Genomic DNA, 24,395 nt, shown 5'->3' on the forward strand with positions numbered 1-24,395 from the left:
AGAACTGCCTTAAATGCCTGGGATTCAGTTATAGCTCCCTGGTGCGTTGCCCTAGGCGGACCCACCGATGCGATTAACGCAGGTATGAAGTCCATCTATCTGGCCTCACAGTGTTCTTGGATAAGAGAGCTTTACTGAATGACGAATCCTCCACGCAATCATCACTTTATCCCCCAACACTTCCTCAAAGCTTGGCAACACACGAATGGCAGAATTTTCCGCTATCGTCGTTTGCCTTCAAACGGTGCGATGGAAATCAAGACGGTTGCCATAAAGCACACTGCTTCAATTCAGGATTTGTACCGTATTGACTTTGCAGATGGCGGATTTGAGGTCGAATCCAGCTACATCACCCCGATGATTGACGAAGCTGGTCATAGGATTATCGAGAAGGCGCGTGGTAGTAGCGTTAAAGATTGGAATCTGGCTGATCGTCGGCAACTGGCGAACACCCTTACGTTGTTGGAAGCTCGCCATCCAGACATCCTCAAAGCCATGGATGTTCGCTCAGAACTCGATCTCTTGCGGCAGAGGATGAAGGACGACCAGATGTCCTCGCATCGTTCAATCGATGAGGTTATCGACTACTTTAAATCGAGTGATTCGCTCGGGGTGGTGTCGTTGGTGTTGCTTGCTCAGAACGAGACTTTGCCGTTAATTGACCAGCCGTTCTCAGATGGTCTCGTGGCAGCGCACATGCAAGAGTTCAGCTGGGAGTTACCATGCTTGCTTGCTTCTGACTATCCCACATCCCGCTGGGGAGACTATCTGAAGAACCTGTTGTTCATCATTGCCATCGCCCCAGGTAAAGCATTGGTATTCTCCGATGATCCGAACGTTATGGTCTTTGGTCGCCTTAAGTCGCATGCTCGTGCTCGACTCATCAATTTATATACCTTGGCGAAGGCGCGCACGGCTTACTACTGCGACGGTGCGCAAGGTGAGTTCATTAGCTGCCATCTGGGCTGGGCTCTGGACCGCCCAACTCTTGAAGAGCAGCGTGAATACGTCTCCAATTTCTTGATGGATGAAGATGCTTGGGATCTTTAGGGCCTTATCTGCACCTTGCCCGGACATAGACTCCAGCCAGTTCTGGCGACGAGTAGTGGCCATCATCTAGGTCCGGCGATTGATTAGCCGCCGAGGCTTTGAAATGTGCGTTAAAGCCGCGTCTTTACTGGCTGCGACAGTTTTAATTCTCTAAATTCAAAGGGGCTGTTTTCAACAGCCCCTTTTTTTCGTTTTGGATTCGCTCAATTCAAGGAGGCGTATTGATGCAAAACCCTTCTGCCACTGTCCAAGCCCGTTTGCACAATCGTCGGTTCGTGGTCGCGAATAACGCCCAAGGGTTGTCCGGTACCGGCACCGTGTTTCATTACAAAGTCGAAGATGGGGTGATTTCGAGCACTTACCAGGGTGGCCGAATTCGCCTGGGAGTGCAGGTCGGGCGGGTGACCGGTCCAAATACCATCGAGCTGCTTTATCAGTGCGTAACCCTGGATGGGGAACTGCTCGCGGGGTGGTCACGAGGCACGGTAGGTGTGGATCACGCCGGGCTCACAACGCTGAGTTTCGTTTGGGGCTGGCTATCGGGTGCGACAGGCGGCGGAGAGTCTAGCTATGTCGAGATCGCTGGCTAGAGGTCCTCAAAGCACCACAAAACCTACAGGTAAGCGCATATCCCCTGTGGGAGCGGGCAAGCCAGCTCCCACATTTTGCTCTCCATCGGGTTTGAGAAAGGGGTGGCTCAGGTCCACCAGTAGCGTACAAGGTGGAAGAAGATCGGCGCCGCAAAGCACACTGAATCCAGCCGATCCAACATCCCGCCGTGTCCTTCGATCATGTGCCCCCAGTCCTTCACACCGCGGTCACGCTTGATCGCCGACATCACTATCCCGCCGGCAAACCCCAGCAAGTTGATCAGCAGCGCGATCAGGAACGACTGCCAGGGATTGAACGGTGTGGTCCACCACAGCGCTGCGCCGATCAGCGACGACAACAGGATCCCGCCGACAAAACCTTCCACGGTTTTCGACGGCGACAGGTTGGGCGCGATCTTGTGTTTGCCGAACAGCTTGCCGCACACGTACTGCAACACGTCCGACAGTTGCACCACGATTACCAGATAGGCAATCAGCAGCAGGTTGCGGCCTTCATAGCCCGGTATATCCAAGGTCAGCAGCGCCGGGACGAAAGACACGCAGAACACGGCGATCATCAACCCCCATTGCACCTTCGATGCACGTTCCAGGAAGTGCGTACTGTCGCCGCCTAAGGATGCGAGGATCGGCAGCAGCAGGAACACGTACACCGGGATGAAGATCGAGAACAGCCCATACCAGTCGGCGTAGATCAGCAGGTATTGCAGCGGCAGGGCCAGGTAGAACGCGGCCACCAGGGCCGGGTAGTCGCTGCGCCGGGTGGGTGTGAGGGTGAGGAATTCACGCAGGGCGTAGAACGACACCGCGTAGAACAGCAGGATCACCGCGCCGGTGCCCAGCCAAAAGGCGATGCCGATTACCACCACCATCACCCACCACGCGTTGATACGGGCGTTGAGGTTGTCGATCACGGCATTCGGGTTGCCACGGGTGCGCAGCTTGAGGATCAGGCCGATCAGCGAGGCGATGACCAGGATCGCGCCGATGCCGCCAAATAACATCAGGGTTTGGCTATCCATCTCAGGAATGCTCCGGGGCAAGGGCGAGCAGGGCGTTGCGGCTGCGGGCAAGGAAGGCGGCTTTGTCTTCGCCTTCTTCCAGTTGCAGGGGGGCACCAAAGCTGGTGGTGCATAACAACGGCAGCGGTAATACGCGCCCCTTGGGCATGACCCGGTTCAGGTTGGCTATCCACACGGGGACCAGCTCGGCCTGTGGGTAACTTTTTGCCAGGTGGTACAAACCGCTTTTGAACGGCAGCAAGCCATCCTCCAGATTGCGCGTGCCTTCGGGAAAAATGATCAGCGAATCGCCATCCTCCAACGCCGCAAGCATGGGCTGCAAGGGGTTATCCACAGGGTCCTTGCGCTCACGGTCGATCAGCACGCCATTGAACACACGATTGATGATGTAGCGGCGCAGCGCACTCTTGTTCCAGTAATCACTGCCGGCCACCGGGCGCGTGAATTTGCGCAGGTTCTGCGGCAGCGATGCCCATACCAGCACGAAGTCACCGTGGCTGCTGTGGTTGGCGAAATAGATGCGCTGCACCGGCACCGGCGCACACCCCAGCCATAGGCTGCGGGCGCCAGTGACGGTGCGGGCCATGGAAGTAATCAGCGTGGCGACCACGGGTTCGAACATGGGGATTCCTTATCCGGCGAAGGGTAGCCAAGGGCTGGCGAGGATGACGCCCAGGGTCAGCAGCGCTTGCGCGCCCAGCAGCCAGGCTTGTTTACGCAACAGTTTGAGGGCGCCACGACGGCGTTCAGTCCAGGGCCGACCGGCTCGTTTGGGCGATTGAAGGCCAAGGGTCTGCAGGGCCTGGTCCAGGTCTGGCGTGCGGGTGGTGTCGCGAGCGAGCAGGGCGAACAGGTCGGCGTCGAAGGCCACCCGCAGCGCCCAATATTTTTGCAACAGGCCCAGCACAATCATCCACAGGGCCAGCAGCAAGCAGATGGTGGAAATACTGGCCAACAGCAGCTGGGCGAGGCCGAACAGCACGCCGAGCAGTGTCAGCCCTGTGGATAACTGATCCAGTGATCGGCCACGGCGCAACAGGCTGGCGACCACCTGGAGTTCCATATCAGCAGGCATTTGGCAAACCCTCCAACGCTTGACGGTGTGCGGGGTGCAGGACCACATCGGCCCGCGCTGTACGAATAATAGCCAGTGCTTGCTCAACCGTGGTGGCGCGGCCCGTGTTCAGCAGCCAGGCGGCGACGGCGGTGGCGCTGCGTGAGTAACCGAGGGCACAGCACACCAACAGGGGGCCGCTCGCTTGCAGGCGTTCAATGGCGTGTGCGGCTTCCAGGCATTCGTCGGTTGTTGGGGTGACAAGGTCCAATACCGGCACGCAGACATAAGCACGGCCCAGTGGATTAATGGGCAGCTCGGCACACAGATCGACAATGGCCTTGAACGTGCCTTGCTCACTGGCTGTAGGAATACGCCCAAGCCAGACGTTATCCACAATCAGGTCCGGCTGTGGATGTTTGCGTGTCCACAGCCGCGAATTGATCCACGCACACGCCAAATAAGGCGCATACAACCAGCGGGCGGCAGGCGTAAGACGGCCATTCGCACATTTTTGAAAGCCCGACGCGCCGATCAAAAGGTAGTTGGCCGCGATCAAGGCCAGGGAAACCGCTGGCCACAGCAGCCACAGCCAGCCGCCGCGGAGCACCAAGGCAAGCGCCAGCAGTAATAGCGCGCCCAGCCCATAGCGCACAGCCAAGCGCCAACGTTGGGCATCTCGCGTCAACCGTGCGCTCAACAATGGGCTTGGATGTTCCACTGGCCATAGCCACACGCACAACCACCCCGCTAAGGCGCCTGTGGGTAAGTCGATAAAGTGATGTTGATAAGTGGTCAGCACCGAAACGCCGATCAGCGCGAACCAACCATGCACCACCCAGCGCCATAACCCCTGGGCGTGCCGCTGGTACATCACCCACAGGATCACCAGCAGCGCGATATGCAGCGAAGGCGCCTGGTTGAAGGGCTTGTCAAAACCGGCCAGCACCGCAAACAACCAACCGAACACACCGTCCAGTTCCGGCCGCTCAAACGTGAAACGCAGTGGCCAGATCAGAAAGCAACTCACGGCAATCACCTGGGCACTCAGCAGGCGCAGCGCATGCTGTTTGAGCTCATGGCGTGTGTTGGGTAGCAGCAACGAGAAGCCGTAAAGCAGGTCGATGGACCAGTAGGGCACGATGGTCCAGGCCCAGAACGGCATGTGGCTTTCCCAGCCGAACACCAGCGTGCCGACGTCGCTGCGCTGGCTGGTGACCCAGGTGGCAAAGCCGTAGGTGCTGAAAAACAGCGGTGCCAACAGCAGCAGCCAGAGCACCGCTGGTTTCAATAAACCGGGTTCGCGCATGTTCAGATCTTCTGCGCCAGGGACACCGTGAAAATGCCCCACTCATCCACGCGCTGGGTGACCTTGCGAAAGCCAGCCGCCTCGACCAGTTGGTCCATTTCCGCCTGGCTGCGCCGGCGCATCACCCAGGCCTGGCCCTGCCGGTGGCTGGTGAGTGCGCGGGCAATCAGCTCCAACTGCGGGTGCCACGGTTGGCCGGTGTAGACCAGGTAACCACCTGGCTCCACGGCTTCGGCCAGGCCGGCCAGTGAACCGCCGACCATGGCGTTATCGGCAAACAATTCATACAAGCCGGACACCACGGTCAGTGTCGGCTTGGGGGCCAGGGCGGCCAGGTCAGCGCGGTCGAACGCATCGCCTTTGACGAACTGGGCGATGTCCCCCAAGCCCTTCTCGCGAATCAACGCGCCCCCGTCGCGCACGTTGATGTCGCTGTAGTCGCGCAGCAGGATCGATTCCGGCAGCGGCGAGACGCCTTGCAAGGCTTCCAGGATGTAGCGGCCGTGGCCGGCGGCGATGTCGACAATGCGTACTTCGCGCTGGTCGTCACGCAGCTTGGCCATGGCCAGGCGCAGCAACTCCTCGACGTTCAGCTTGCGCTGGCGAATACCGCGCCAACCGATGGAGTTGAGGTAGTTGCTGTCAATCATCCGTCCCAGCGCGCCTTTGCCGGTGGGCGTGTTGCGATACACGTAATCCAGGGTACTGCCGGAGTCGAAGCCGGTATCGAAGCCCAGCTTCACCCCATCCGACAGGTTTTTACCCAGGCCCATGCTGGCGCGGGTCATGCGCCAGTACAGGTCGCGCAGGGAATTGCGCGGCAGCGGCGCGGCCAGGGATTCGGACTCGGCGCAGGTGGCACCGAGTTTGTCGGCGTCCAGCAGGCTGGCGCGGTCCAGCGGGTGAGTAAAGTTCTGCAGGATAAAGCGCTTGGCGCTGCTCACAGCCACGGCGCGATCACGTTCGCCGAGGGTGTCGTGGAAGAAACCGGGGAGGATATGCAGCTCTTTTTTCAGGCTGCCGAGGCGGTCGAAAAACTGCTGCTGGGGTTTCCGGTGCACCACAAAGTCGGAGCCGGAGATAAGCAGTTGGGTCGGCACCTGGATCGCCTGGGCATCGGCGACAACCCGGTCGGCCGCTTCGTACAGGCCCAGCAGCACATTCACCGAAATGGCCTTGGTGATCAGCGGATCGTTGTCGTAGGACGCCACGCGTTCGGGGTCATGGCTGAGGAACTTGGCCTTGACGTAGCTGTTGACGAAAAAGTTGCCACGAAACTTGCGCATCAGTGCCAGGCCGGGGCGGGCGAAGGGCACGTACAGCTTGACCTTGAAGGCTGGCGAGGCGAGCACAAGGGCGCGGATTTTTGGCGCGTAATCATGAACCCAGGTGGCCGCGATCACCGCGCCGACGCTTTGGGCGATGACGGCGATGTCCTCCTCTTCGATGCCGTAGGTGGCATTGATGTGGTTACAGAAGGTCTGCACGTCGCGGGCGCTGGTGGCAAAGCTGGGGCTGTCGCCGCGCTCGCCAGGGGATTGGCCGTGGCCACGGGCGTCCCAGGCGAAGAAGTCGAATTCAGGCAGGCCCAGTTCATCCACCAGGTGGGCAATACGCCCCGAGTGCTCATGGCCGCGATGGAACAACAGGATCGCCTTGCGCGGCCCGGCACCTGCCGTGGCCGGCCAGTGCCGATAGAAAAGCTCGACGCCATCATGGGTACTGAAGGTGTGCTGTTGCTGTTCGCGCATCGCAAAATCCTTATGCAGAAGGGAGAGATTGTTGTTCTTTGAGGCCCTGACGCACCCGGTTGACCAAGGTATAGGCGAGCAGGGCGGCGACCAGCCACATCACCGCTTCCACCCAACCGGCGCCGAGCCAGCCCAGCGCCACGCCAGTGGCCAGCACCCCGAGTACGAACGCCCGATCACTCTTGCCCATGGGCCCGTCATAACGGCGCGACGCGCCCACCATCGGCCCCAGCACCCCGGCGTATTCGCTGAATACCGCAAGCAGCGCCACCAGCAGCACCGGCGCCAGGCTCACATCGGGGATCAATGCGAAGGGCAGGATCAGCGCGCTGTCGGCGATCACATCGCACAATTCATTGAGATAAGCCCCGAGGCGTGACTGCTGGCCGAATTCCCGGGCGAGCATGCCGTCGATGGCATTGAGGGCCATGCGCATAATCATCCACAGCGGGATCAGCGCAAACAGCCAGAGGTGTTGGGCAAAGCCCGCGATCAACAACCCCACCAGCAGGGAAACAACCCCGGCCAGCACGGTGATCTGGTTGGCGGTGGTGCCGTTGTCATAAAGGCGCTGCACGAGAGGCCGCAGCAGGTTTTGAAAACGCGGTTTGAGTTGGTAGATGGAAATCATGGGGGGTGGCGCTTCCTTGTCCGTGAACCCGCGAAAAACTGTTCTGAAGTGTGCCGACTAATCGCAGCCGACACCAGTGATGGCTCGTGTTTATAGGGGGTTAGTCACTGTATTAAGCACGGCGCCGGTCGAATGTGGGAGCGGGCTTGCTCGCGAATGCGGTGTGCCAGACAGAATATCTTTTACTGACAAACCGCATTCGCGGGCAAGCCCGCTCCCACAAGGGATTTACGGTGCATTTGGATTGGGTGTTTCGAACAAAAATTTCACGCTTCGTGTTATATCGTAACGAATTGTGTGCAAGTGGGCGTTGAGCAGATGCAAGTGGATCTAGAGGCTGACGGGGCTTCGGTTGAAGGCCTCGCGCGTTTTCAGCAGGGGCTGTTCCACGCCCGTCGATTGCGCCAGGCCGGTATCGGCCTGACAACCCTGGCCCTCAGTGGTTGGATATTGGCGCTGTTCGTAGCGTTGTTTGCACCGCTGTCGATGTGGCCGGTGGTATTGATCAACTGCGCGTCGGCCTTGCTGCTGCTGGTGGCCGGCTTGCAGTCGGCGTGGTGGGTGGCCGATTGGCGTGCCCAGGCGCTGGAAGCGCCGAGCGGTGAAGCGGTCGAACAATCCATCGAGCCCACACCCTGGCATAAGGGCCTGATCAACCGGTTCGGCAACGGCCTGTTGGCGCAGATTGGCGCACCTGTGCTGTGGTTGGGCGGCTGGTCGTTGCTGGCGCTGGTCAGCATCCTCCAGTTCTGGAACCTGGGGTTGCCCGCTGCTGCCATCGGGCAATCGGCAAGTATTGGCGCAGCGCTCGCGTTGGCCCTGGCGTTTGGCCTGCTGGTATTCGAACGCCGCCTGGCCCAGGAAACCGCTGCCCAATGGCCGGAAGCCTCACAGTTGGCGCAGTTGAGCCGGATGGCAATTATCTGCCTGGTGCTCAGCGCGATCTGCCTGCTGTTTGCCAACGCGGAGTCGGTCTGGCCGCTGCGCCTGGCGACACTTATCGGGCTGCTGCCGGCGCTGGTGGCGCTGGAATTTTTGCTCAGGGGCGTGCTCTCGCTGTTCAGCCCGCGCCAGCCGCGCCTCGAACCGCGCTTGATGGCACAGAGTTTCATTGCCGGCCTGCTGCGTTGGCCGCCGCAGCCCTTGCTGGCGTTGCAGCATGAGTTGCACAACCGCTTTGGCATCGACCTGCGCCAGATTTGGGCCTTTACCTACATGCGCCGAGCGTTTTTCCCGGTGCTGCTGGTGGTGCTGGCAGTAGGTTGGGCGCTGACCGGTGTGCATGAAGTGCCCCTGCAAGGTCGTGGGATTTATGAGCGCTTTGGTAAACCAGTCGAGGTGTTCGGCCCCGGGTTGCATGCGGGCTTACCGTGGCCGTTGGGCCGCGTACTGAATGTTGAAAACGGCGTGGTGCATGAGCTGGCGACCAGCGTCAGTGACGCCGCCACACCGGAGCTGGCCGCAGCCGAAGGCCCGGCGCCGTTGATCGCCAACCGCCTGTGGGACGCCAGCCATGTGAATGACAAATCCCAGGTCATTGCCAGTAGCAGCGGCGACAAGCAGGGCTTCCAGATCGTCAATATGGACGTGCGCTTTGTCTACCGCATCGGCCTCACCGATCAGGCTGCGCTTGCCGCCACCTACAACAGCGCGGATATCCCGACCCTGATCCGCAGCACCGCCAGCCGCATCCTGGTGCACGATTTCGCGTCGCGCACCCTGGATGAATTACTCGGGGAAGAGCGCACCAGCCTCGCCGACGAGATTGGCCGCAGTGTGCAAGCCGACCTGCAAACCCTCGACAGCGGTGTGGAAATCCTCGCCACGGTGGTCGAAGCGATCCATCCGCCGGCTGGGGCCGCCAACGCTTATCACGGTGTGCAAGCCGCGCAGATTGGCGCCCAGGCGCTGATTGCCCGTGAACGCGGTGCGGCCAGCGAGCAGACCAACCAGGCGCTGCTTAAAGCCAGCACTGCTCGCGATCAGGCCCAGGCCAGTGCCCGCGAAGTGAATGCCGGCGCCCAAGCAGCGAACCTGCGCTTTGCCGCCGAACAAAAAGCCTACGCCGCTGCGGGCCAAGCCTTCGTGCTGGAACAGTACCTGGGCCAACTGAGCCAGGGCCTGGCCCAGGCCAAGCTGCTTATTCTGGATCATCGTTTGGGCGGCTCCGGTGCGCCGACGATCGATCTGCGTTCTTTTACCTTGCCCGCCGACCCGTCGGCGCCGCGCAAAGCCGTTCAATAAGGAGTCTGTCTGTTGAGCGCTCATTCCCACGATCATGATCACGGTCATCACCACCATCACGGCCACCATCATCACCATCACGGCGATGAGCAGGCGGCCGGGCCTTTTCCCTGGCGGCGCATGGCGTGGGCGGTGTTGCTGGTGCTGTTTGCCGTGGCAGCGGCAAGCCTGGTGCAAGTGCGTTCCGGCGAGGCCACGGTGATTACCCGCTTCGGCAACCCCGCGCGCGTGCTGCTGGCGCCGGGCCTGGGCTGGCGCTGGCCGGCACCGTTCGAAGCGGCGATCCCGGTGGACCTGCGCCTGCGCACCACCTCCAGCGGCCTGCAGGATGTGGGTACCCGCGATGGCTTGCGGATTATCGTGCAGGCCTATGTGGCGTGGCAGGTGCAGGGCGATGCCGACAACGTGCAGCGCTTTATGCGTGCGGTGCAGAACCAGCCCGATGAGGCGGCGCGGCAGATTCGTACCTTCGTCGGCTCGGCGTTGGAAACCACGGCGGCCAGCTTTGACCTGTCCAGCTTGATCAATACCGACGCCAGCCAAGTGCGCATTGCCGATTTTGAAGCGCAGTTGCGCCAGCAGATTGATCAACAATTGCTCACCACCTACGGCGTGCGCGTGGCGCAGGTCGGCATCGAGCGCTTAACGTTGCCGTCGGTGACCCTCACCGCCACGGTTGACCGCATGCGCGCCGAGCGTGAAACCATCGCCACCGAACGCACCGCCGTGGGCAAGCGCGAAGCGGCGCAGATCCGCTCCGCTGCCGAGCGTGATGCGCGCATCATGCAGGCCGATGCCACCGTGAAAGCCGCCGACATCGAAGCGCAGTCACGGGTTGAAGCCGCGCAGATTTATGGCCGCGCCTACGCTGGCAATCCGCAGCTGTACAACCTGCTGCGCTCGCTGGATACCCTGGGCACGGTGGTCACGCCGGGGACCAAGATCATCCTGCGTACCGACGCCGCGCCTTTTCGCGCCCTGGTGGATGGGCCCAAGGACCTGCAGCCATGAGCGAGCCTGACAGCCCGGACAGCCCGTGGATCCAGGCCGGACGCCTGACGTTCCTGGCACTGTACGCGGTCACCGTATTGGCGGCGTTGGCCTGGGCCTTTTCCAATGTGCGCCAGATCGACCCGCAAAATCGCGCCGTGGTTCTGCATTTCGGCGCCCTCGATCGCATTCAGAACGCCGGATTGTTGTTGGCTTGGCCGCAGCCTTTCGAACAAGTCGTCCTGCTGCCAGCGGCCGACCGGGTGATCGAACGCCGGGTGGAAAACCTGCTGCGTTCCGATGCGGCGCTGCAGGCCGATCGCGTGGCCAGTTTCGCCACGCCGTTGAGCGATGCCCTGGCCGGTTCCGGCTACCTGTTGACGGGCGATGCCGGGGTGGTGCAGTTGGACGTGCGGGTGTTCTACAAGGTGACCGAGCCCTATGCCTTCGTGTTGCAGGGCGACCACGTGCTGCCGGCCCTGGATCGACTGGTGACGCGCAGCGCCGTGGCCCTCACCGCTGCGCGGGATCTGGACACCATCCTGGTAGCCCGCCCGGAACTGATCGGCAGCGACAATGGCGCCGCCGAACGCCGTGAGCGGCTGCGCGGCGACCTGGTGCAAGGCATTAATAAACGCCTGGCGGAGTTGGCGGCCAGCGGCTTGGGGCTGGGTATCGAAGCCACCCGCGTCGATGTGCAATCGAGCCTGCCAGGGCCTGCGGTGAATGCGTTCAACGCGGTACTGACCGCCAGCCAGCAAGCCGATAAAGCCGTGGCCAACGCCCGCACTGAAGCGGAAAAACTCACCCAGACCGCCAACCAGGAGGCTGACCGCCAGGTGCAAGTCGCCCATGCCCAGGCCAGCGAGCGCTTGGCCAATGCCCAGGCGCAGACCGCTACCGTTGCCAGCCTGGCCCAGGTCAAAGACCCCGGTTTGCTGTTGCGCCTGTACCGTGAACGCCTGCCGAAGATTCTCGGCCAGGCCGGTTCAGTGACCACTGTCGATCCCAAAGACGACTCCCGCTTGATCATCCAGGGAGCCGAGCAATGAGCGCACCCATGCTGACCTCTGCCGAACAGCGCAGCGCTGCCCGGCAATTGACCTTGGCGATGCTCGCCCTGGGCTTGCTCGTGCTGGGCCTGGTGTGGCGCTGGCTCGCGCCGGACCAGAGCGGCGTCAGCCAGCTGCTGCTGGGCGTAGCTTCGCTGTTGGTGGCGGTGCCGGTGATGCGTTCAGCCTGGTACAGCCTGCGCTTTCCGAGCCTGCACGGCATCACCGACCAATTGATCGCCCTGGCCATGCTCGGCGCCTGGGCCACGGGTGATCTGCTCACCGCCGCGTTGCTGCCGATCATCATGATCTTTGGCCATGTGCTTGAAGAGCGCAGCGTGATTGGCTCCCAGGAAGCGATCCATGCCCTGGGCAAACTCACCCGCAGCCACGCACGCCTGGTGCAGGCAGACGGGACCATCACCGAAGTGGATAACGGCACCTTGAACACCGGCGATATCGTCGAAGTACGTGCCGGTGACCGCGTGCCGGCCGATGGCGTGGTGTTGTCCGGCCAGGCGAGCCTGGACACGGCGCCGATCACCGGCGAGTCGGTGCCGTTGGAAGCCAGCGTGGGCGTGCATGTGTTTGGTGGGGCGATCAACCTCGATGGCCTGCTGCGCCTTGAAGTCACGCGCACCGGTAACGAATCGACTTTGGGCAAAGTCATTGCGCTGATGCAGAACGCCGAGCGGTCCAAGCCGCCGATCACCCGGCTGCTGGAACGCTATGCCGGCAGCTACATGGTGCTGGTGTTGCTGCTGGCGGCCGTTACCTGGTTTGTCACCAATGACGCCCAGGCGATGCTCGCGGTGCTGGTGGCAGCGTGCCCCTGTGCCTTGGTGTTGTCGGCACCGGCCACGGCGATTGCCGGGATCGCCGTGGCGGCGCGCCATGGCATCCTGATTCGCAGCTCGGCGTTCCTGGAAGAACTGGCCGACCTGACATCGCTGGTGGTCGACAAGACCGGCACCCTGACCTTTGGCACCCTGCGCTTGCAGTCCATCGAGACCCGCGCGCCGGATCGCCAAAAGCTGCTGAACCTGGCGGCCAGCCTCGGTTCGGCAAGCAGTCACCCGGTCAGCCGAGCGTTGGCAGGGTTGGCGACCCAGGAGCAGATGCTGGTGCTTAGCGACATCCGCGAGCGTCAGGGCTTGGGCGTGGTCGCCCAGACCGAGCAGGGCGAAGCGGCGCTGGGACGGCCGGAGTTATTTGAACAGTTGGGCATCGTCACCACCACCGTGCCCACCCATGATGGCCCGATTGCCGGGCTGGCGTTGAACGGCGAGTTCCTCGCCTGGCTGCTGTTGGCCGACAGCGTCAAACCCGAAGCGCGCCAGGCCCTGCAAGAGCTGCGTGACTTGGGCCTGGGCCGCCAACTGCTGCTGACCGGCGACCGCCAAAGCGTGGCCGACAGCCTGGCGCTGGACGTGGGCATCAGTGATGTCGAAGCCCAAGCGCTGCCGGAAGACAAGCTCAACCGCGTGCTGGGCGAAATCAGCAGTGGCTTCAGGCCAATGGTGGTGGGCGATGGCATCAACGACTCCCTGGCGCTCAAGGCCGGTGTGGTCGGTGTGGCCATGGGCGCGGGCGGTGCGGACATCGCCCTGGCCTCGGCGGACGTGGTGCTGATCGGCAGCGACTTGCGCCGCCTGGGTACCTGTGTGCGCTTGAGTCGCCAGTGTCGGCAGACGTTGCAGGTCAACGTGATCATTGGCTTGGGCTGGACGCTGGCCATTGTGGTGTTCGCCGCATTTGGCTGGTTGGGGGCGGCGGGTGCGATGATCGCGGCGGGGCTGCACAACCTCAGTACCCTGCTGGTACTGGGTAACGCTGGGCGTTTGCTGCGCTTCCAGGAGCCGCTGTTGAAGCTCGACGAATAATTTCAGAAATATTTGCTCATGGCTGTAACGCCGATAGGGGGCCTCACTCTAGTGCTGTGTCGAGACTGAACAATCCGTTCGGACCGGCTCCACTACTGATCATGAGGAATACAACAATGAGCATTAAATCCGCTGCTGCTGGTGCCGCCCTCGCAATGGCCGCTGCTTCTCTGTTCGCAGGTGTGGCCACTCAGGTACAAGCTGCAGACGCCACCGTTCACTGCTACGGCGTGACCTCCTGCAAAGGCATGAACGACTGCAAAACCAAGGACCACGCGTGCAAGGGCCTGGGCGAGTGCAAAGGGATGGGCTTCAAGGCCATGACTCAATCGGCCTGCGACGCCGCTGGCGGTAAAGTCGGCGAGTAACCGGCAAACGAGTGCAACCGCGGCGGCTGCCTGCCACCGCTGCGGACACTTTGCCCAGGAGTGAGTCATGTCCGCGTCCCTTCCAAGTCTGGGTTACGGCCTGGGTTTACGCAGTGAGTACTACCACCAGATCCTTGAACAGTCGCCGCCTGTGGATTGGTTCGAAGTGATCTCCGAGAATTACTTGGTGCAGGGCGGCAAGGCCTTGTACTACCTGGATGCGATAGCCGAACGTTACCCCTTGGTGATGCACGGTGTGTCGTTGTCCATCGGCGGGCCGCATGCCCTCGATACGGATTACCTGAACCACATCAAACAGCTCGCAGAGCGCATTCAGCCGGCGTGGATTTCCGATCACCTGTGCTGGAGCCGCGGTAGTGCGCACCAGCTACATGACTTGTTGCCCCTGCCTTACACCGAAGAAAGCCTTTACCACGTGGCCGGCCGTGTACGTCAGGTGCAGGACGTGTTGCAGCGCCCGCTGGTACTGGAAAACGTCTCCAGCTACGTGCGTTCCAAGGCGGATGAATTCACCGAGTGGGAGTTCCTCAACGCCTTGGCCCACCTGAGCGGCTGCCAGCTGCTGCTGGACGTCAACAACGTCTACGTCAGCGCACGTAACCATGGTTTTGATGCCTGGACCTTCATTCGCAACCTGCCACCCGAAAGCATTCGCCAGCTGCATTTGGCGGGGCATATGGACTATGGCGACTATGTGGTCGATACCCATGACCATCCAGTGTGCGACCCGGTGTGGGCGCTGTATCAGCAAACTTTGGAGCATTTGGGGCCGGTGTCGACCTTGCTGGAACGCGATGACCATTTTCCGCCCTTCGAAGAGTTGCTCACCGAGTTGAACAAAGCCCGTGAGTTGGGTGCCAGCGCCTTGGCCCGGAGAGCGTTATGCGCCTGATCGACTGGCAGTTGGCGTTTGAACAGCATCTATTATCCGAAGCGCCCGCGGCCAACAGCGGCTTTGCCGCCACCTTGCTGGGAGGGCCGACATTGGATGTGGACACCGGCCTGGCGATTTACCACAACGCCTATCTGTCGCGACTGCAAGAGGTGTTGCGCCATGACTTCGGTGCCATCTGGTATTGGCTTGGAGATGAGGAGTTTTGCTCACTGACCGAGGCCTACATCCGCCGTTATCCGTCGGCCCATTACAGCGTGCGCTGGGTGGGCGAGCGCTTTGCGATGTTTATCGTTGAGCATCTGATGGCTGCGCAAAGTGCGCCTTTGGCTGAGTTGGCACGCCTGGAGTGGGCGTTTACCTTGGCGTTTGATGCACCTCAGGGGGAGCCGCTGACCCTCAATCATATGGCGCACCTGGCGCCTGAGGACTGGCCGACCTTGCGGGTTGCGCTGGCGCCTTCGGTGCAGCAACTGCTTTGCCGTTTCAACACGGTGGCGATCTGGCGAGCCAGCAAGGATGAATCCGGCTTCCCCGGCAGCCAGGCGCTGGACCCGGCGCAAATCTGCCTGGTGTGGCGCTACGAGAACCGCTGCCACTACCGCAGCCTGGACGCTGCTGAAGCCTGTGCACTGTCGGGCATGGTGACCATGGGTTGGAATTTTTCAGAACTGTGTACTGAGCTCGCGGTCACTTATGCAGAGGGGGCGTCGCTGCAAGCGGCCACTTGGCTGAAACAGTGGATCCAGGATGGTTTGCTCGAGCGCCGAGCGCCATAGAAGGAGGTTATTCATTCGATAGCTTCCTACTTTGTTGGGCATGGTCTACCCTCACAGCAGACGTCTGAAACAAGGGGGGATTACTCATGCTCGCGCAACTTCCACCGGCCTTACAGAATCTTCAGCTACCGCTGCGTCTTCGACTCTGGGACGGCCATGAATTCAACTTGGGCCCTGAGCCCAGTGTCACCATCGTGGTCAAGGACCCCACGGTTGTATCCAGGCTGACCCATCCAACGCTCGACTCACTGGGCCAAGCCTTCGTCGAGGGCAAGCTGGAGCTGGAAGGCTCCATCACCGAAGTGATCAGGGTATGTGACGAGTTGAGTCACGCCTTGGTCGATGACGACGAGGAGAGTCGTCCGGTGCGCTCGATCCACGACAAGGCCACTGACGCCGCGGCCATCTCCTACCATTACGACCTGTCCAACGAGTTCTACCAGCTATGGCTGGACCAGGACATGGCCTACTCCTGCGGTTATTTCGAAACTGGCAGCGAGTCGATCGACCAGGCCCAACAAGACAAATTCCGCCACCTGTGCCGCAAGTTGCGGCTGCAGCCGGGTGAGTATCTACTCGATGTGGGCTGTGGCTGGGGCGGGCTGGCGCGCTATGCCGCGCGGGAGTTCGGGGTCAAGGTGTTCGGTATCACCTTGAGCAAGGAACAACTGGCGCTGGCCAAGGAGCGGGTGAAAGCCGAAGGCCTGGAAGACCAGGTTGACCTGCAATTACTCGACTACCGTGACCTGCCCCAGGACGGCCGTTTCGACAAAGTGGTAAGCGTGGGCATGTTCGAACACGTCGGCCACGCCAACCTGGCGCAGTACTGCCAGACCCTGTTCGGCGCAGTGCGTGAAGGTGGCCTGGTGATGAACCATGGCATTACCGCCAAGCACACCGACGGCCGCCCCGTAGGCCGTGGCGCCGGCGAGTTTATCGAGCGCTACGTGTTCCCTAATGGCGAACTGCCGCACCTGGCGATGATGACCGCCCAGATCAGTGAAGCAGGGCTGGAAGTGGTCGATGTCGAAAGCCTGCGTATGCATTACGCCCGCACATTGGACCATTGGAGCGAACGCCTGGAAGACAACCTGGAAGCAGCGGCGAAGATGGTGCCGGAACAGGCGCTACGCATCTGGCGGCTGTACCTGGCCGGTTGCGCTTATGCGTTTGCCCGAGGCTGGATCAACCTGCACCAGATACTGGCAGTGAAACCCCATGCCGATGGCGGGCATGAACTGCCGTGGACGCGGGAAGATCTCTACCGCTGATCACGCTCAAAACTGTAGGAGCGAGCTTGCTCGCGAAAAACGTCAACGATAACGCGTACTTGCTGAATGAACGCGGCGCCTGTGAGTTTTTCGCGAGCAAGCTCGCTCCTACATTAATTTTGTGTTGGCGGTTAGAGGATGGGGGAGATCAAGCGCGCAATGCGCATCCCCAGTTGTTGCAGGCGACGGGTCTCGCGACTTTCTTGCTGGCTGACTTCATGGGCCAGGGCAAAGTCATCCAGCAACATCTGTTCAACCTGGCTGGCGAAGGCTTCATCCACCGTCAGCAGCATTACCTCAAAATTCAGCCGGAACGAACGGTTGTCCATGTTGGCGCTGCCAATGGCGCTGATTTCGCTGTCCACCAACACCACCTTCTGATGCAAAAAGCCTGGCGTGTAGCGAAACACCCGCACGCCCGCTCGCACCGCTTCGTTGGCGTACAGGCTGGATGCGGCATATACGATGCGGTGGTCGGGCCGTGACGGCAGCAGCAGGCGCACATCGACTCCGCGCAATACCGCCAGGCGCAGGGCGGCAAACACCGCCTCGTCGGGGACGAAGTACGGGCTGGTGATCCACACCCGCTCGGTCGCGGCATGGATGGCCTCGACGAAAAACAGCGAGCAGGTTTCATAAGGGTCCGCTGGCCCACTGGCGAGCAACTGGCAGAGCACGCCGTCTTCCGGGTAGGCGTCCGGCAGGATCAGCGGCGGCAGTTCCCGTGCGGCCCAGAACCAGTCCTCGGCAAACGACTCCTGCAGGCACGCCACCACTGGGCCTGTGACCTGCACATGGGTATCGCGCCATGGCGCCAACGGCGGCTTTTTACCCAGGTATTCGTCACCCACGTTGTGCCCGCCGACAAACCCGGTGATGCCGTCCACCACCACGATCTTGCGATGGTTACGGAAGTTGACCTGGAAGCGATTGAGCCAGCCACTGCGGGTGGCGAATGCCTTGACCTGCACGCCAGCGTCACGCAGCGCTTGCACATAACGATGGGGCAGGGCGTGGCTGCCGATGCGGTCGTACAACACGTAAATGGCCACGCCCTGGGCGGCTTTTTCCTTGAGCAGAGCCTGCAATTGGCGGCCCAGTTCATCATCGTGAATGATGAAGAATTGGAACAGCACGGCGGTCTTTGCGTTACGGATAGCCTCGAAGATCGCGCCGAAAGTGGCATCGCCATTGATCAACAGGCGCACTTCATTGTTGGCCAGGCACGGCATGCGCCCCAGCTTGGGCATGGCGCGCAGGGAGGCGTAGGCGCTGGAGTTGCGCGCCGCGAGCGCTTCCTCCACCCACGGGCGCCAGTTCAATTCGGTGATGGCCGTGTGCATTTCCTGGTTGGCCTGGCGACGGGCCTGGATGTACGCGTCGAACGTGCTGCGGCCGAAAATCAGGTAGGGGATCAGCGTCAGGTAGGGCATGAACATCAGTGACAACGCCCAGGCGATCGAGCCTTGTGCGGTGCGCACGGTCAGTACTGCGTGGATCGCGGCGAGCGTTCCGAGAAAGTGCAGCGTGGCAATGACGTAGGCGAGCAAGTGCGGGCCAAAGAAATCCATGAACGACGTAACTCCGGGCAGTCCAGTGCGTAAAAGACCATGAACGGCTGTGAATGTCGCTATTTTATTTGCCATGCAACACTGGCTGCTTTACGACGTCTAACGCCCACAATTACCCAGGAGTTACCCGATGAATGCTCGTCTGCTTGGTTTGGCCATGGTTGTTGGTTTGTCGCTGCCTGTGGCGGCGCAGGCGCAGATGCTGGCGCCGGGCTTGTGGGAATTGACCACCAGCAATATGAAAGTCGATAACCAGGACCTGCCGGACTTGTCGCTGATCCTCGGTCAACTCAAGCAACAGATGACCCCTGAACAGCGCGCCATGCTCGAAAAACAAGGCATCAACATGGCCGGTAAAGGCGTACAGGTATGCCTGACCCCGGCTCAGGTGGCCTCCGATTCGATCCCCCTGACCGACCCTCAATCGGGCTGCAAACAGGAGGTCACCGACAAGAGCGGCAACCAGTGGAAGTTCCGCTTCAGTTGCCCGAAAGCCCAAGGCACTGGCGTGGCAACGTTCCAGAGCCAGAAAGAATTCACCACCAGCGTCAACGGTACCTTCAATGCCACCGGGATCCAGCAGAAGGGTAGCCTGGACAGCCACGCCCAGTGGCTGGGCAACGATTGCGGTTCGGTCAAACCCCGCGCTTAACGCCCAAATTGCAAGGGCAAACCCTGGCAACTGTTGACCACCTGGCCGTTGTGCCAAGCCAGGTGGCCGCTGACCAGCGTGGTACTCACGCTGTGGCGAAAGCTGCGCTCTGCAAAGGGTGTCCAGCCGCAGCGGGCGAGAATAGGCTGGCTGTTGACCGGCTTGCCGGCAGGCTCCGGTTTGATCAGTACCAGGTCGGCCCAATAGCCTTCGCGCACGTAGCCGCGATCAGCAATGGCAAACAGGTCGGCCACGCGGTGGCTGGTCTTGGCTACCAAAGTGGTCAGGGGCAAATGCCCGTCGGCCACCAACTCCAGTAACGCCGGCAGGGCATGCTGCACCAAAGGCAAGCCCGAAGGCGCTTGCCGATAGCCCAACTGTTTTTGCGCCCAGGTATGCGGCGCATGGTCGGTGCCAATCACATCCAGACGATCACTCAATAACGCCAGGCGCAGCGCGTCGCGGTCGGCACGGGTCTTGATCGCCGGGTTGCATTTGATCTGGTGGCCGAGGCGATGGTAATCGCGGTCATTGAACAGCAGGTGGTGCAGGCAGACCTCGGCGGTGATGTGCTTGTCGGCCAGGGGCTTGTCTTCGAACAACGCGAGTTCGCGAGCGGTGGTCAGGTGCAACACATGCAGACGCGTGCCATGGCGTTTGGCCAATTCCACGGCAAACGATGACGAGCGATAGCAGGCCTCGGCATCGCGGATCAGCGGATGAGCCACGGCGGGAATATGCTCGCCGAAGCGTTCGCGCAGGCGCTGCTCGTTGGCCAGGATGCTGGGCGTGTGCTCGCAATGAGCGAGCAGAATGGTTGGCACCTCGGCAAACAGGCGCTCCAGAATGCGCGGGTCGTCCACCAGCATATTGCCGGTGGAGGCGCCCATGAACACTTTGACCCCCGCCACTTGACGGGGGTCTAGGGCGGCGACGATGTCGAGGTTGTCGTTGCTCACGCCGAAATGAAAGCCGTAGTTGGCCACTGAGTGCAGGGCGGCGCGGCGCTTTTTATCGGTCAGGGCGTCCAGGTTCAGGGTGGCCGGGCTGGTGTTGGGCATGTCCATGAAGCTGGTGATACCGCCGGCCACTGCCGCGCGCGATTCGCTGTAGAAGCTGCCTTTTTCCGGCGCGCCGGGTTCGCGAAAGTGCACCTGGTCGTCGATCATCCCTGGCAGTAGCCACTGGCCGTTGGCATCGATCTCCACCGGTTCGTTATCGCCTTGAATGCTGGCGGCAATCTTCTCGATACGGCCATTGGCAATCAGTACGTCGGCGTCGAATACCTGGCCCTCGTTGACCAGGCGGGCGTTGCGGATCAGCAGGCGGCTCATGGTTCAGAACTCGTTTTGCAGGGCTTTGTAGCCGCGTACCAGGTCGACGTTGGTGCGTGCCACGTCTTCGGAAAACTCCGAGGCGCTGACACTCACCGGCGGGAATTGCGACAAGTCGGTGTTGGGGCCGATACGCGTCGTGGAGGGCACGTAGAAAGCGGCGGGCAGGTCGCGGCCGTCGACCACCGAGTTGTGGCGCACCACGCACCCATCGCCCACGGCGCAATTGAACAGCACGCTGTTGAAGCCAATAAACACGCGGTCGCCCACTGTGCAGGGGCCGTGGACGATAGAGCGGTGAGCGATGGAGGTGAATTCGCCGATGGTCACTGCTGCGCCGGATTTGGAGTGGATGACCACGCCGTCCTGGATGTTGGAGTTGGCGCCGATGGTGATCGGGTCCATGGCGCCGCTGGCATCCACTTCGTCGGCGCGGATCACTGCGTAGGGGCCGACGAATACGTTCTCTCCAATAATGACTTTGCCGCAGATGATCGCGGTCTTGTCGACGTAGGCCGATTCGGCAATCACCGGCAGGTCGCCCGAAGGATTTTTGCGGATCATGGCTGGCTCAGTGCGGCGCACAGGGTGTTGAGGTTGTATTCGAACAGCCCGATGAAGGTGCTGGCCGGGCCTTCTGCGGCGAGGGCGTCGGAGTACAGCGTGCCGCCGATCTGTGCGCCGCTTTCGTCAGCGATCTGCTTGAGCAGGCGCGAGTCTTTGATGTTTTCCATGAACACGGCTTTGACCTTGTCCTTGCGAATCTGGGTGATCAGCGCGGCAACTTCAGCGGCCGAAGGGTCACGTTCGGTGGACAAGCCCTGGGGCGCGAGGAACTGGATGCCATAGGCCTGGCCCAGGTAACCGAAAGCGTCATGGGAAGTGACGATGCGGCGGTTACCCGGTGGCAGGGCGCCGAACTTGGCTTTGGCCTCTTCCAGCAGGCTATGGATTTGTTTGAGGTAGGCCTGGCTGTTGCGCAGGTAGGCGGTCTTGTTGGCAGGGTCGGCGGCCACCAGGGCCTTGGTGATGTTGCTCACATAAATCTCGGCGTTGGCCAGGTTGTGCCAGGCGTGCGGGTCGGGAATGGTTTCGCCATCCTCGTCCATGGTGTGGGAAATCACACCTTTGCTAGCGGTGACCACCGTTGCCTTGGTTTCGGTGCTGGTGACCAGGCGGTCCAGCCACGGCTCGAAACCGAGGCCGTTCTTGATAATCACCTTGGCCTTGAGCAGTGCCTTGGCGTCATCCGGGGTGGGTTCGTAGGTATGGGCGTCGGCGTCCGGGCCGACCATGTTGCTGATCTGGATATGCTCGCCACCGATCTGGTGGGTGATGTCATCGAGAATACTGAAGCTGGTAACCACTTGGAGTTTGTCGGCGGCCTGGGCCATCGAAAGCGGTAGCAGCAGACTGAACAGCACGAGTAGAGCGCGCATCGGGAAACACCTCATTGGGATGTAAGCAAAGGCGGGCGGCGCAACAAACCGTGCACCGGACCGAACACCACGGACAACAAATACCCAGCGCCCGCCACCAGCACGATGGCCGGGCCGCTGGGCAGTGAGTAGTAGAACGACAGCAGCAGGCCCAACCACACCGACAGGCATCCCAGCAGCGCTGATACCGCGATCAGCACTGGAAGGCGTCGACTCCAGAAGCGTGAGGCGATGGCCGGCAACATCATCAAGCCGACCACCATCAACGCGCCGATCGCCTGGAAACCGATCACCAGGTTCAGCACCACCAGGGTCAGGAACACGCCATGGGCGAGGGGGCCGAGGCGGCTGACGGTTTGCAGGAACAGCGGGTCGAGGGTGTCCAGCAGCAGCGGTTTGTAGATCAGCGCCATGGCGATCAGGCTGAAACCCGAGACCCAGAGCATGCAGGTCAAGGTGGTTTGATCCACGGCCAGGGCGGAGCCGAACAGCAGGTGCAGCAGGTCCAGGCGCTTGCCGGCAAGGCCCAGGATCAGCACGCCGGAGGCCAGAGAAATGGGGTAGATGGCGGCGAGGCTGGCGTCTTCGCGCAGGCCGGTGCGGCGAGTGATCCACGCGGCCAGGCCGGCCATGCTCAGGCCCGCACCCAGGCCGCCGAGGGTCAGCGCGGGCAGGCTCAGCCCAGCGAACCAGAAGCCGAGGGCGGCGCCGGGCAGGATGCCATGGGCCACCGCGTCACCGATCAGGCTCATGCGCCGCAGGATCAGAAACACTCCTAGCGGCGCGGTGCTGCAAGCCAGTACCAAACCGCCGATGAGTGCGCGGCGCATAAAGACGAACTCATGAAACGGCATCCATAAGTGGGCAGTGAAGTGCATTCAGGCCACCTGCATCTGCGGTTGCGGGCGGATCAGCTCTTTGCTGGGGCCGAATACGCAGCCGGTGTTTTTGATCTGCAGTACGTGCTGGGTGTGGTGACGTACGGAGGCCAGGTCATGGCAGACGATCACCAGGGTGCGGCCTTCGTTGTGCCAGGCATGGATGTGTTTCCAGCACAGCGCCTGGCCATCCTCATCGAGGGCGGCGTGAGGTTCATCGAGCAGCAGGACAGGTGCGTCGGCCAGGCTCATGCGTGCCAGCAGGGCACGCTGCAATTCGCCGCCGGACAATGCCATCAAGGGGCGGTGTTCCAGGCCAAGCAGGCACCAGTCTTCGAGTACTGCTTGCAGACGTTGGCTGCGTTGTTGTGACGTGTGTTGGGTGCGCCAAAAACCTGCGGCCACCAGTTCTTGCAGGCTGATGGGGAACTGCCGGTCCAAGTGTTGCTGCTGGGGCAGGAAGGCCAGGCCGCCACGGCGTGGAACATCCACAATGACCTTTCCCTCCAGCGGTTTTTGCAGGCCGGCGATGACTTTGAGCAGGCTGCTCTTGCCTGTGCCGTTGGCGCCGATGATGCCGGTGAGGCTGCCTTTTTCCAGGGTCAAATCCAGTGCCGGGGTGAGCGGTTGCCCGGGGGCACCCCAGCGCAAAGAGTTACAGGTGATCATGCAAAGTCTCTCGTCCAGCGGCTTTCAGCCACGGCATCGTGCGCGTGCAGGCTTTCGGCGTGGATCACTTTGAGGTGGAAGGCTTTGATGGCATCCGAGCGTTTCAAGGCGAGGTTCAGGCGGCGTGCGGCGTCTTCGCAGAACATCAGGTTCTGCCCGTTGGCCAGGGCGAAGGCTTGTTCGTCTGCGCGTTTCACCGCGGTTTGTACGGCGGTGCCGAGCGCGGCTTCGGCAGCGTTGATCAAGTCGACTATTGGCAGGTCAGTACCTTGCAGGTGGACGTGCAACTGCGCGCTGCTGCGTTGGCTATGGGGTGTGGCGACGATGCCGTCGGCACTGCCGAGCCAGGCCAGCACCGCTTCATGCTGTAACGGCGTGTTGGCGAAATCATCCACAAATTGCTGCTGAATCAACTGCCTGGCGAGGGCGGCGGAGCAAGGGCAGGTTGAGGAGTAAGTAACGTCAATTTTTAGTTCCACGTGGAACATCTGGTTTTCCAGGCGCGCTTCGATGCTCACCGGGTAGGTCTTCCAACCGGCTAATGGGCTGACCAGGGCAGGGCGTTTAAGCAGCAACTGGGTGTGGATGCGCAGGTAAGCGTTCTTAGATAAACCTTCATGTGTGTCGAGAAAACGCTGCAGTACATTACGCAGCAGTGCAGATGTCAGCGGCTGTTGATCGAGCATTTCCAGAGCCAGATACAGGCGTGACATATGAATGCCACGGGCCGTGCCGTCGTCCAGGCTTACGCCCGCATCAGCGGTGGCGGTCAGGTGTTGACCGTCAATCAGGATCGGCAAGGCGATGCCGCACATCCCCACCCAGTCGAGTGGCAAGGCTTGGCGTGAAGCCTGCGCGGCAATATCCGGCAGAGTCAGCGCGTTCATAAGCAGGTCCATCGTTGGAAATAATTCGACATGTTATAGT

Annotated in this window: 24 protein-coding genes; 11 read left to right on the plus strand and 13 right to left on the minus strand. The window is 61.3% G+C overall.

Going from position 1 to position 24,395, the window contains the following annotated elements; genetic code table 11:
- Positions 1-138 precede the first annotated feature (138 nt).
- Positions 139-1,050 (plus strand): DUF4238 domain-containing protein, encoded by a 912-nt coding sequence (locus tag CER19_RS25780; RefSeq protein ID WP_116668458.1) that lies wholly within the window; start codon positions 139-141, stop codon positions 1,048-1,050.
- Positions 1,051-1,274: 224 nt separating this feature from the next.
- Complete coding sequence (locus CER19_RS25785; protein WP_116668459.1) at positions 1,275-1,640, plus strand: hypothetical protein; 366 nt, start codon at positions 1,275-1,277, stop codon at positions 1,638-1,640.
- Positions 1,641-1,747: 107 nt separating this feature from the next.
- On the opposite strand, the gene CER19_RS25790 is transcribed toward CER19_RS25785, so the two are convergent.
- The 6 genes from CER19_RS25790 to CER19_RS25815 are packed head-to-tail and all read right to left on the minus strand — an operon-like array spanning position 1,748 to position 7,425.
- Positions 1,748-2,680, minus strand: a complete 933-nt coding sequence (locus CER19_RS25790) for a phosphatidate cytidylyltransferase (RefSeq protein ID WP_057710628.1) — start codon at positions 2,678-2,680, stop codon at positions 1,748-1,750.
- A gap of 1 nt (position 2,681) precedes the next feature.
- Positions 2,682-3,302 carry a 1-acyl-sn-glycerol-3-phosphate acyltransferase gene (locus tag CER19_RS25795; protein ID WP_116668460.1) on the minus strand — a complete coding sequence of 207 codons (621 nt, stop codon included), beginning with the start codon at positions 3,300-3,302 and terminating at the stop codon, positions 2,682-2,684.
- Positions 3,303-3,311: 9 nt separating this feature from the next.
- Complete coding sequence (locus CER19_RS25800; protein ID WP_054896098.1) at positions 3,312-3,755, minus strand: hypothetical protein; 444 nt, start codon at positions 3,753-3,755, stop codon at positions 3,312-3,314.
- On the minus strand, positions 3,745-5,043 hold the full coding sequence (locus tag CER19_RS25805; protein WP_116668461.1) for a phosphatase PAP2/dual specificity phosphatase family protein: 1,299 nt from the start codon (positions 5,041-5,043) through the stop codon (positions 3,745-3,747). Before CER19_RS25805 ends, CER19_RS25800 begins: the two co-directional genes overlap by 11 nt.
- 2 nt (positions 5,044-5,045) lie before the next feature.
- Positions 5,046-6,794: a bifunctional alpha/beta hydrolase/class I SAM-dependent methyltransferase gene (locus tag CER19_RS25810; RefSeq protein WP_116668462.1), complete on the minus strand. Its 1,749-nt coding sequence runs from the start codon at positions 6,792-6,794 to the stop codon at positions 5,046-5,048.
- Positions 6,795-6,804: 10 nt separating this feature from the next.
- Positions 6,805-7,425: a CDP-alcohol phosphatidyltransferase family protein gene (locus CER19_RS25815; RefSeq protein WP_116668463.1), complete on the minus strand. Its 621-nt coding sequence runs from the start codon at positions 7,423-7,425 to the stop codon at positions 6,805-6,807.
- A 318-nt stretch (positions 7,426-7,743) separates the two neighbouring features.
- Between CER19_RS25815 and hflK (CER19_RS25820) the strand changes: the two genes are divergently transcribed.
- The 8 genes from hflK (CER19_RS25820) to cfaB all read left to right on the plus strand — a co-directional run bounded on the left by hflK (CER19_RS25820) (position 7,744) and on the right by cfaB (position 16,925).
- Positions 7,744-9,669 (plus strand): protease modulator HflK, encoded by a 1,926-nt coding sequence (hflK, locus tag CER19_RS25820; protein ID WP_116668563.1) that lies wholly within the window; start codon positions 7,744-7,746, stop codon positions 9,667-9,669.
- A 9-nt stretch (positions 9,670-9,678) separates the two neighbouring features.
- Positions 9,679-10,680, plus strand: a complete 1,002-nt coding sequence (hflC, locus tag CER19_RS25825; RefSeq protein ID WP_165861678.1) for a protease modulator HflC — start codon at positions 9,679-9,681, stop codon at positions 10,678-10,680.
- Positions 10,677-11,711 carry a protease modulator HflK gene (gene hflK / locus CER19_RS25830; RefSeq protein WP_032894397.1) on the plus strand — a complete coding sequence of 345 codons (1,035 nt, stop codon included), beginning with the start codon at positions 10,677-10,679 and terminating at the stop codon, positions 11,709-11,711. Before hflC ends, hflK (CER19_RS25830) begins: the two co-directional genes overlap by 4 nt.
- A complete protein-coding gene (locus CER19_RS25835; protein ID WP_116668465.1) occupies positions 11,708-13,594 on the plus strand; it encodes a heavy metal translocating P-type ATPase in 1,887 nt (628 codons plus the stop codon). The genes hflK (CER19_RS25830) and CER19_RS25835 overlap by 4 nt, the downstream gene beginning before the upstream one ends.
- A gap of 116 nt (positions 13,595-13,710) precedes the next feature.
- Positions 13,711-13,962, plus strand: coding sequence for a hypothetical protein (locus tag CER19_RS25840; RefSeq protein ID WP_116668466.1), 252 nt, complete (start codon positions 13,711-13,713; stop codon positions 13,960-13,962).
- A 67-nt stretch (positions 13,963-14,029) separates the two neighbouring features.
- Entirely contained in the window at positions 14,030-14,875 is an 846-nt protein-coding gene (locus CER19_RS25845; RefSeq protein ID WP_116668467.1) for a DUF692 domain-containing protein, read from the plus strand.
- Complete coding sequence (locus CER19_RS25850) at positions 14,866-15,654, plus strand: DNA-binding domain-containing protein (RefSeq protein WP_116668468.1); 789 nt, start codon at positions 14,866-14,868, stop codon at positions 15,652-15,654. Before CER19_RS25845 ends, CER19_RS25850 begins: the two co-directional genes overlap by 10 nt.
- Before the next feature lie 86 nt (positions 15,655-15,740).
- A complete protein-coding gene (gene cfaB / locus CER19_RS25855) occupies positions 15,741-16,925 on the plus strand; it encodes a C17 cyclopropane fatty acid synthase CfaB (RefSeq protein WP_116668469.1) in 1,185 nt (394 codons plus the stop codon).
- Positions 16,926-17,056: 131 nt separating this feature from the next.
- Here the strand turns inward: cfaB and cls are convergent, their stop codons facing one another.
- Entirely contained in the window at positions 17,057-18,496 is a 1,440-nt protein-coding gene (gene cls / locus CER19_RS25865) for a cardiolipin synthase (RefSeq protein ID WP_116668471.1), read from the minus strand.
- A gap of 130 nt (positions 18,497-18,626) precedes the next feature.
- On the opposite strand from cls, the gene CER19_RS25870 reads away from it, so the two are divergent.
- Positions 18,627-19,148, plus strand: coding sequence for a DUF3617 domain-containing protein (locus tag CER19_RS25870; RefSeq protein WP_014720569.1), 522 nt, complete (start codon positions 18,627-18,629; stop codon positions 19,146-19,148).
- On the opposite strand, the gene CER19_RS25875 is transcribed toward CER19_RS25870, so the two are convergent.
- The 6 genes from CER19_RS25875 to folE2 are packed head-to-tail and all read right to left on the minus strand — an operon-like array spanning position 19,145 to position 24,355.
- Positions 19,145-20,482: a dihydroorotase gene (locus CER19_RS25875; protein WP_116668472.1), complete on the minus strand. Its 1,338-nt coding sequence runs from the start codon at positions 20,480-20,482 to the stop codon at positions 19,145-19,147. The genes CER19_RS25870 and CER19_RS25875 overlap by 4 nt on opposite strands.
- 3 nt (positions 20,483-20,485) lie before the next feature.
- Positions 20,486-21,046: a DapH/DapD/GlmU-related protein gene (locus CER19_RS25880; RefSeq protein ID WP_005792581.1), complete on the minus strand. Its 561-nt coding sequence runs from the start codon at positions 21,044-21,046 to the stop codon at positions 20,486-20,488.
- Positions 21,043-21,921: a metal ABC transporter substrate-binding protein gene (locus CER19_RS25885; protein WP_116668473.1), complete on the minus strand. Its 879-nt coding sequence runs from the start codon at positions 21,919-21,921 to the stop codon at positions 21,043-21,045. The genes CER19_RS25880 and CER19_RS25885 overlap by 4 nt, the downstream gene beginning before the upstream one ends.
- Positions 21,922-21,932: 11 nt before the next feature.
- Positions 21,933-22,799: a metal ABC transporter permease gene (locus tag CER19_RS25890; RefSeq protein WP_116668474.1), complete on the minus strand. Its 867-nt coding sequence runs from the start codon at positions 22,797-22,799 to the stop codon at positions 21,933-21,935.
- Positions 22,800-23,468 carry a metal ABC transporter ATP-binding protein gene (locus tag CER19_RS25895; RefSeq protein ID WP_116668475.1) on the minus strand — a complete coding sequence of 223 codons (669 nt, stop codon included), beginning with the start codon at positions 23,466-23,468 and terminating at the stop codon, positions 22,800-22,802. It lies immediately after the preceding gene.
- The gene (gene folE2 / locus CER19_RS25900) at positions 23,465-24,355 is read right to left on the minus strand and encodes a GTP cyclohydrolase FolE2 (RefSeq protein WP_116668476.1); all 891 of its coding nucleotides are present in this window, start codon (positions 24,353-24,355) and stop codon (positions 23,465-23,467) included. Before folE2 ends, CER19_RS25895 begins: the two co-directional genes overlap by 4 nt.
- Positions 24,356-24,395 lie beyond the last annotated feature (40 nt).

Source organism: Pseudomonas sp. GL93, from assembly GCF_003408955.1.
Classification (GTDB): Bacteria; Pseudomonadota; Gammaproteobacteria; order Pseudomonadales; family Pseudomonadaceae; genus Aquipseudomonas; species Aquipseudomonas paracarnis.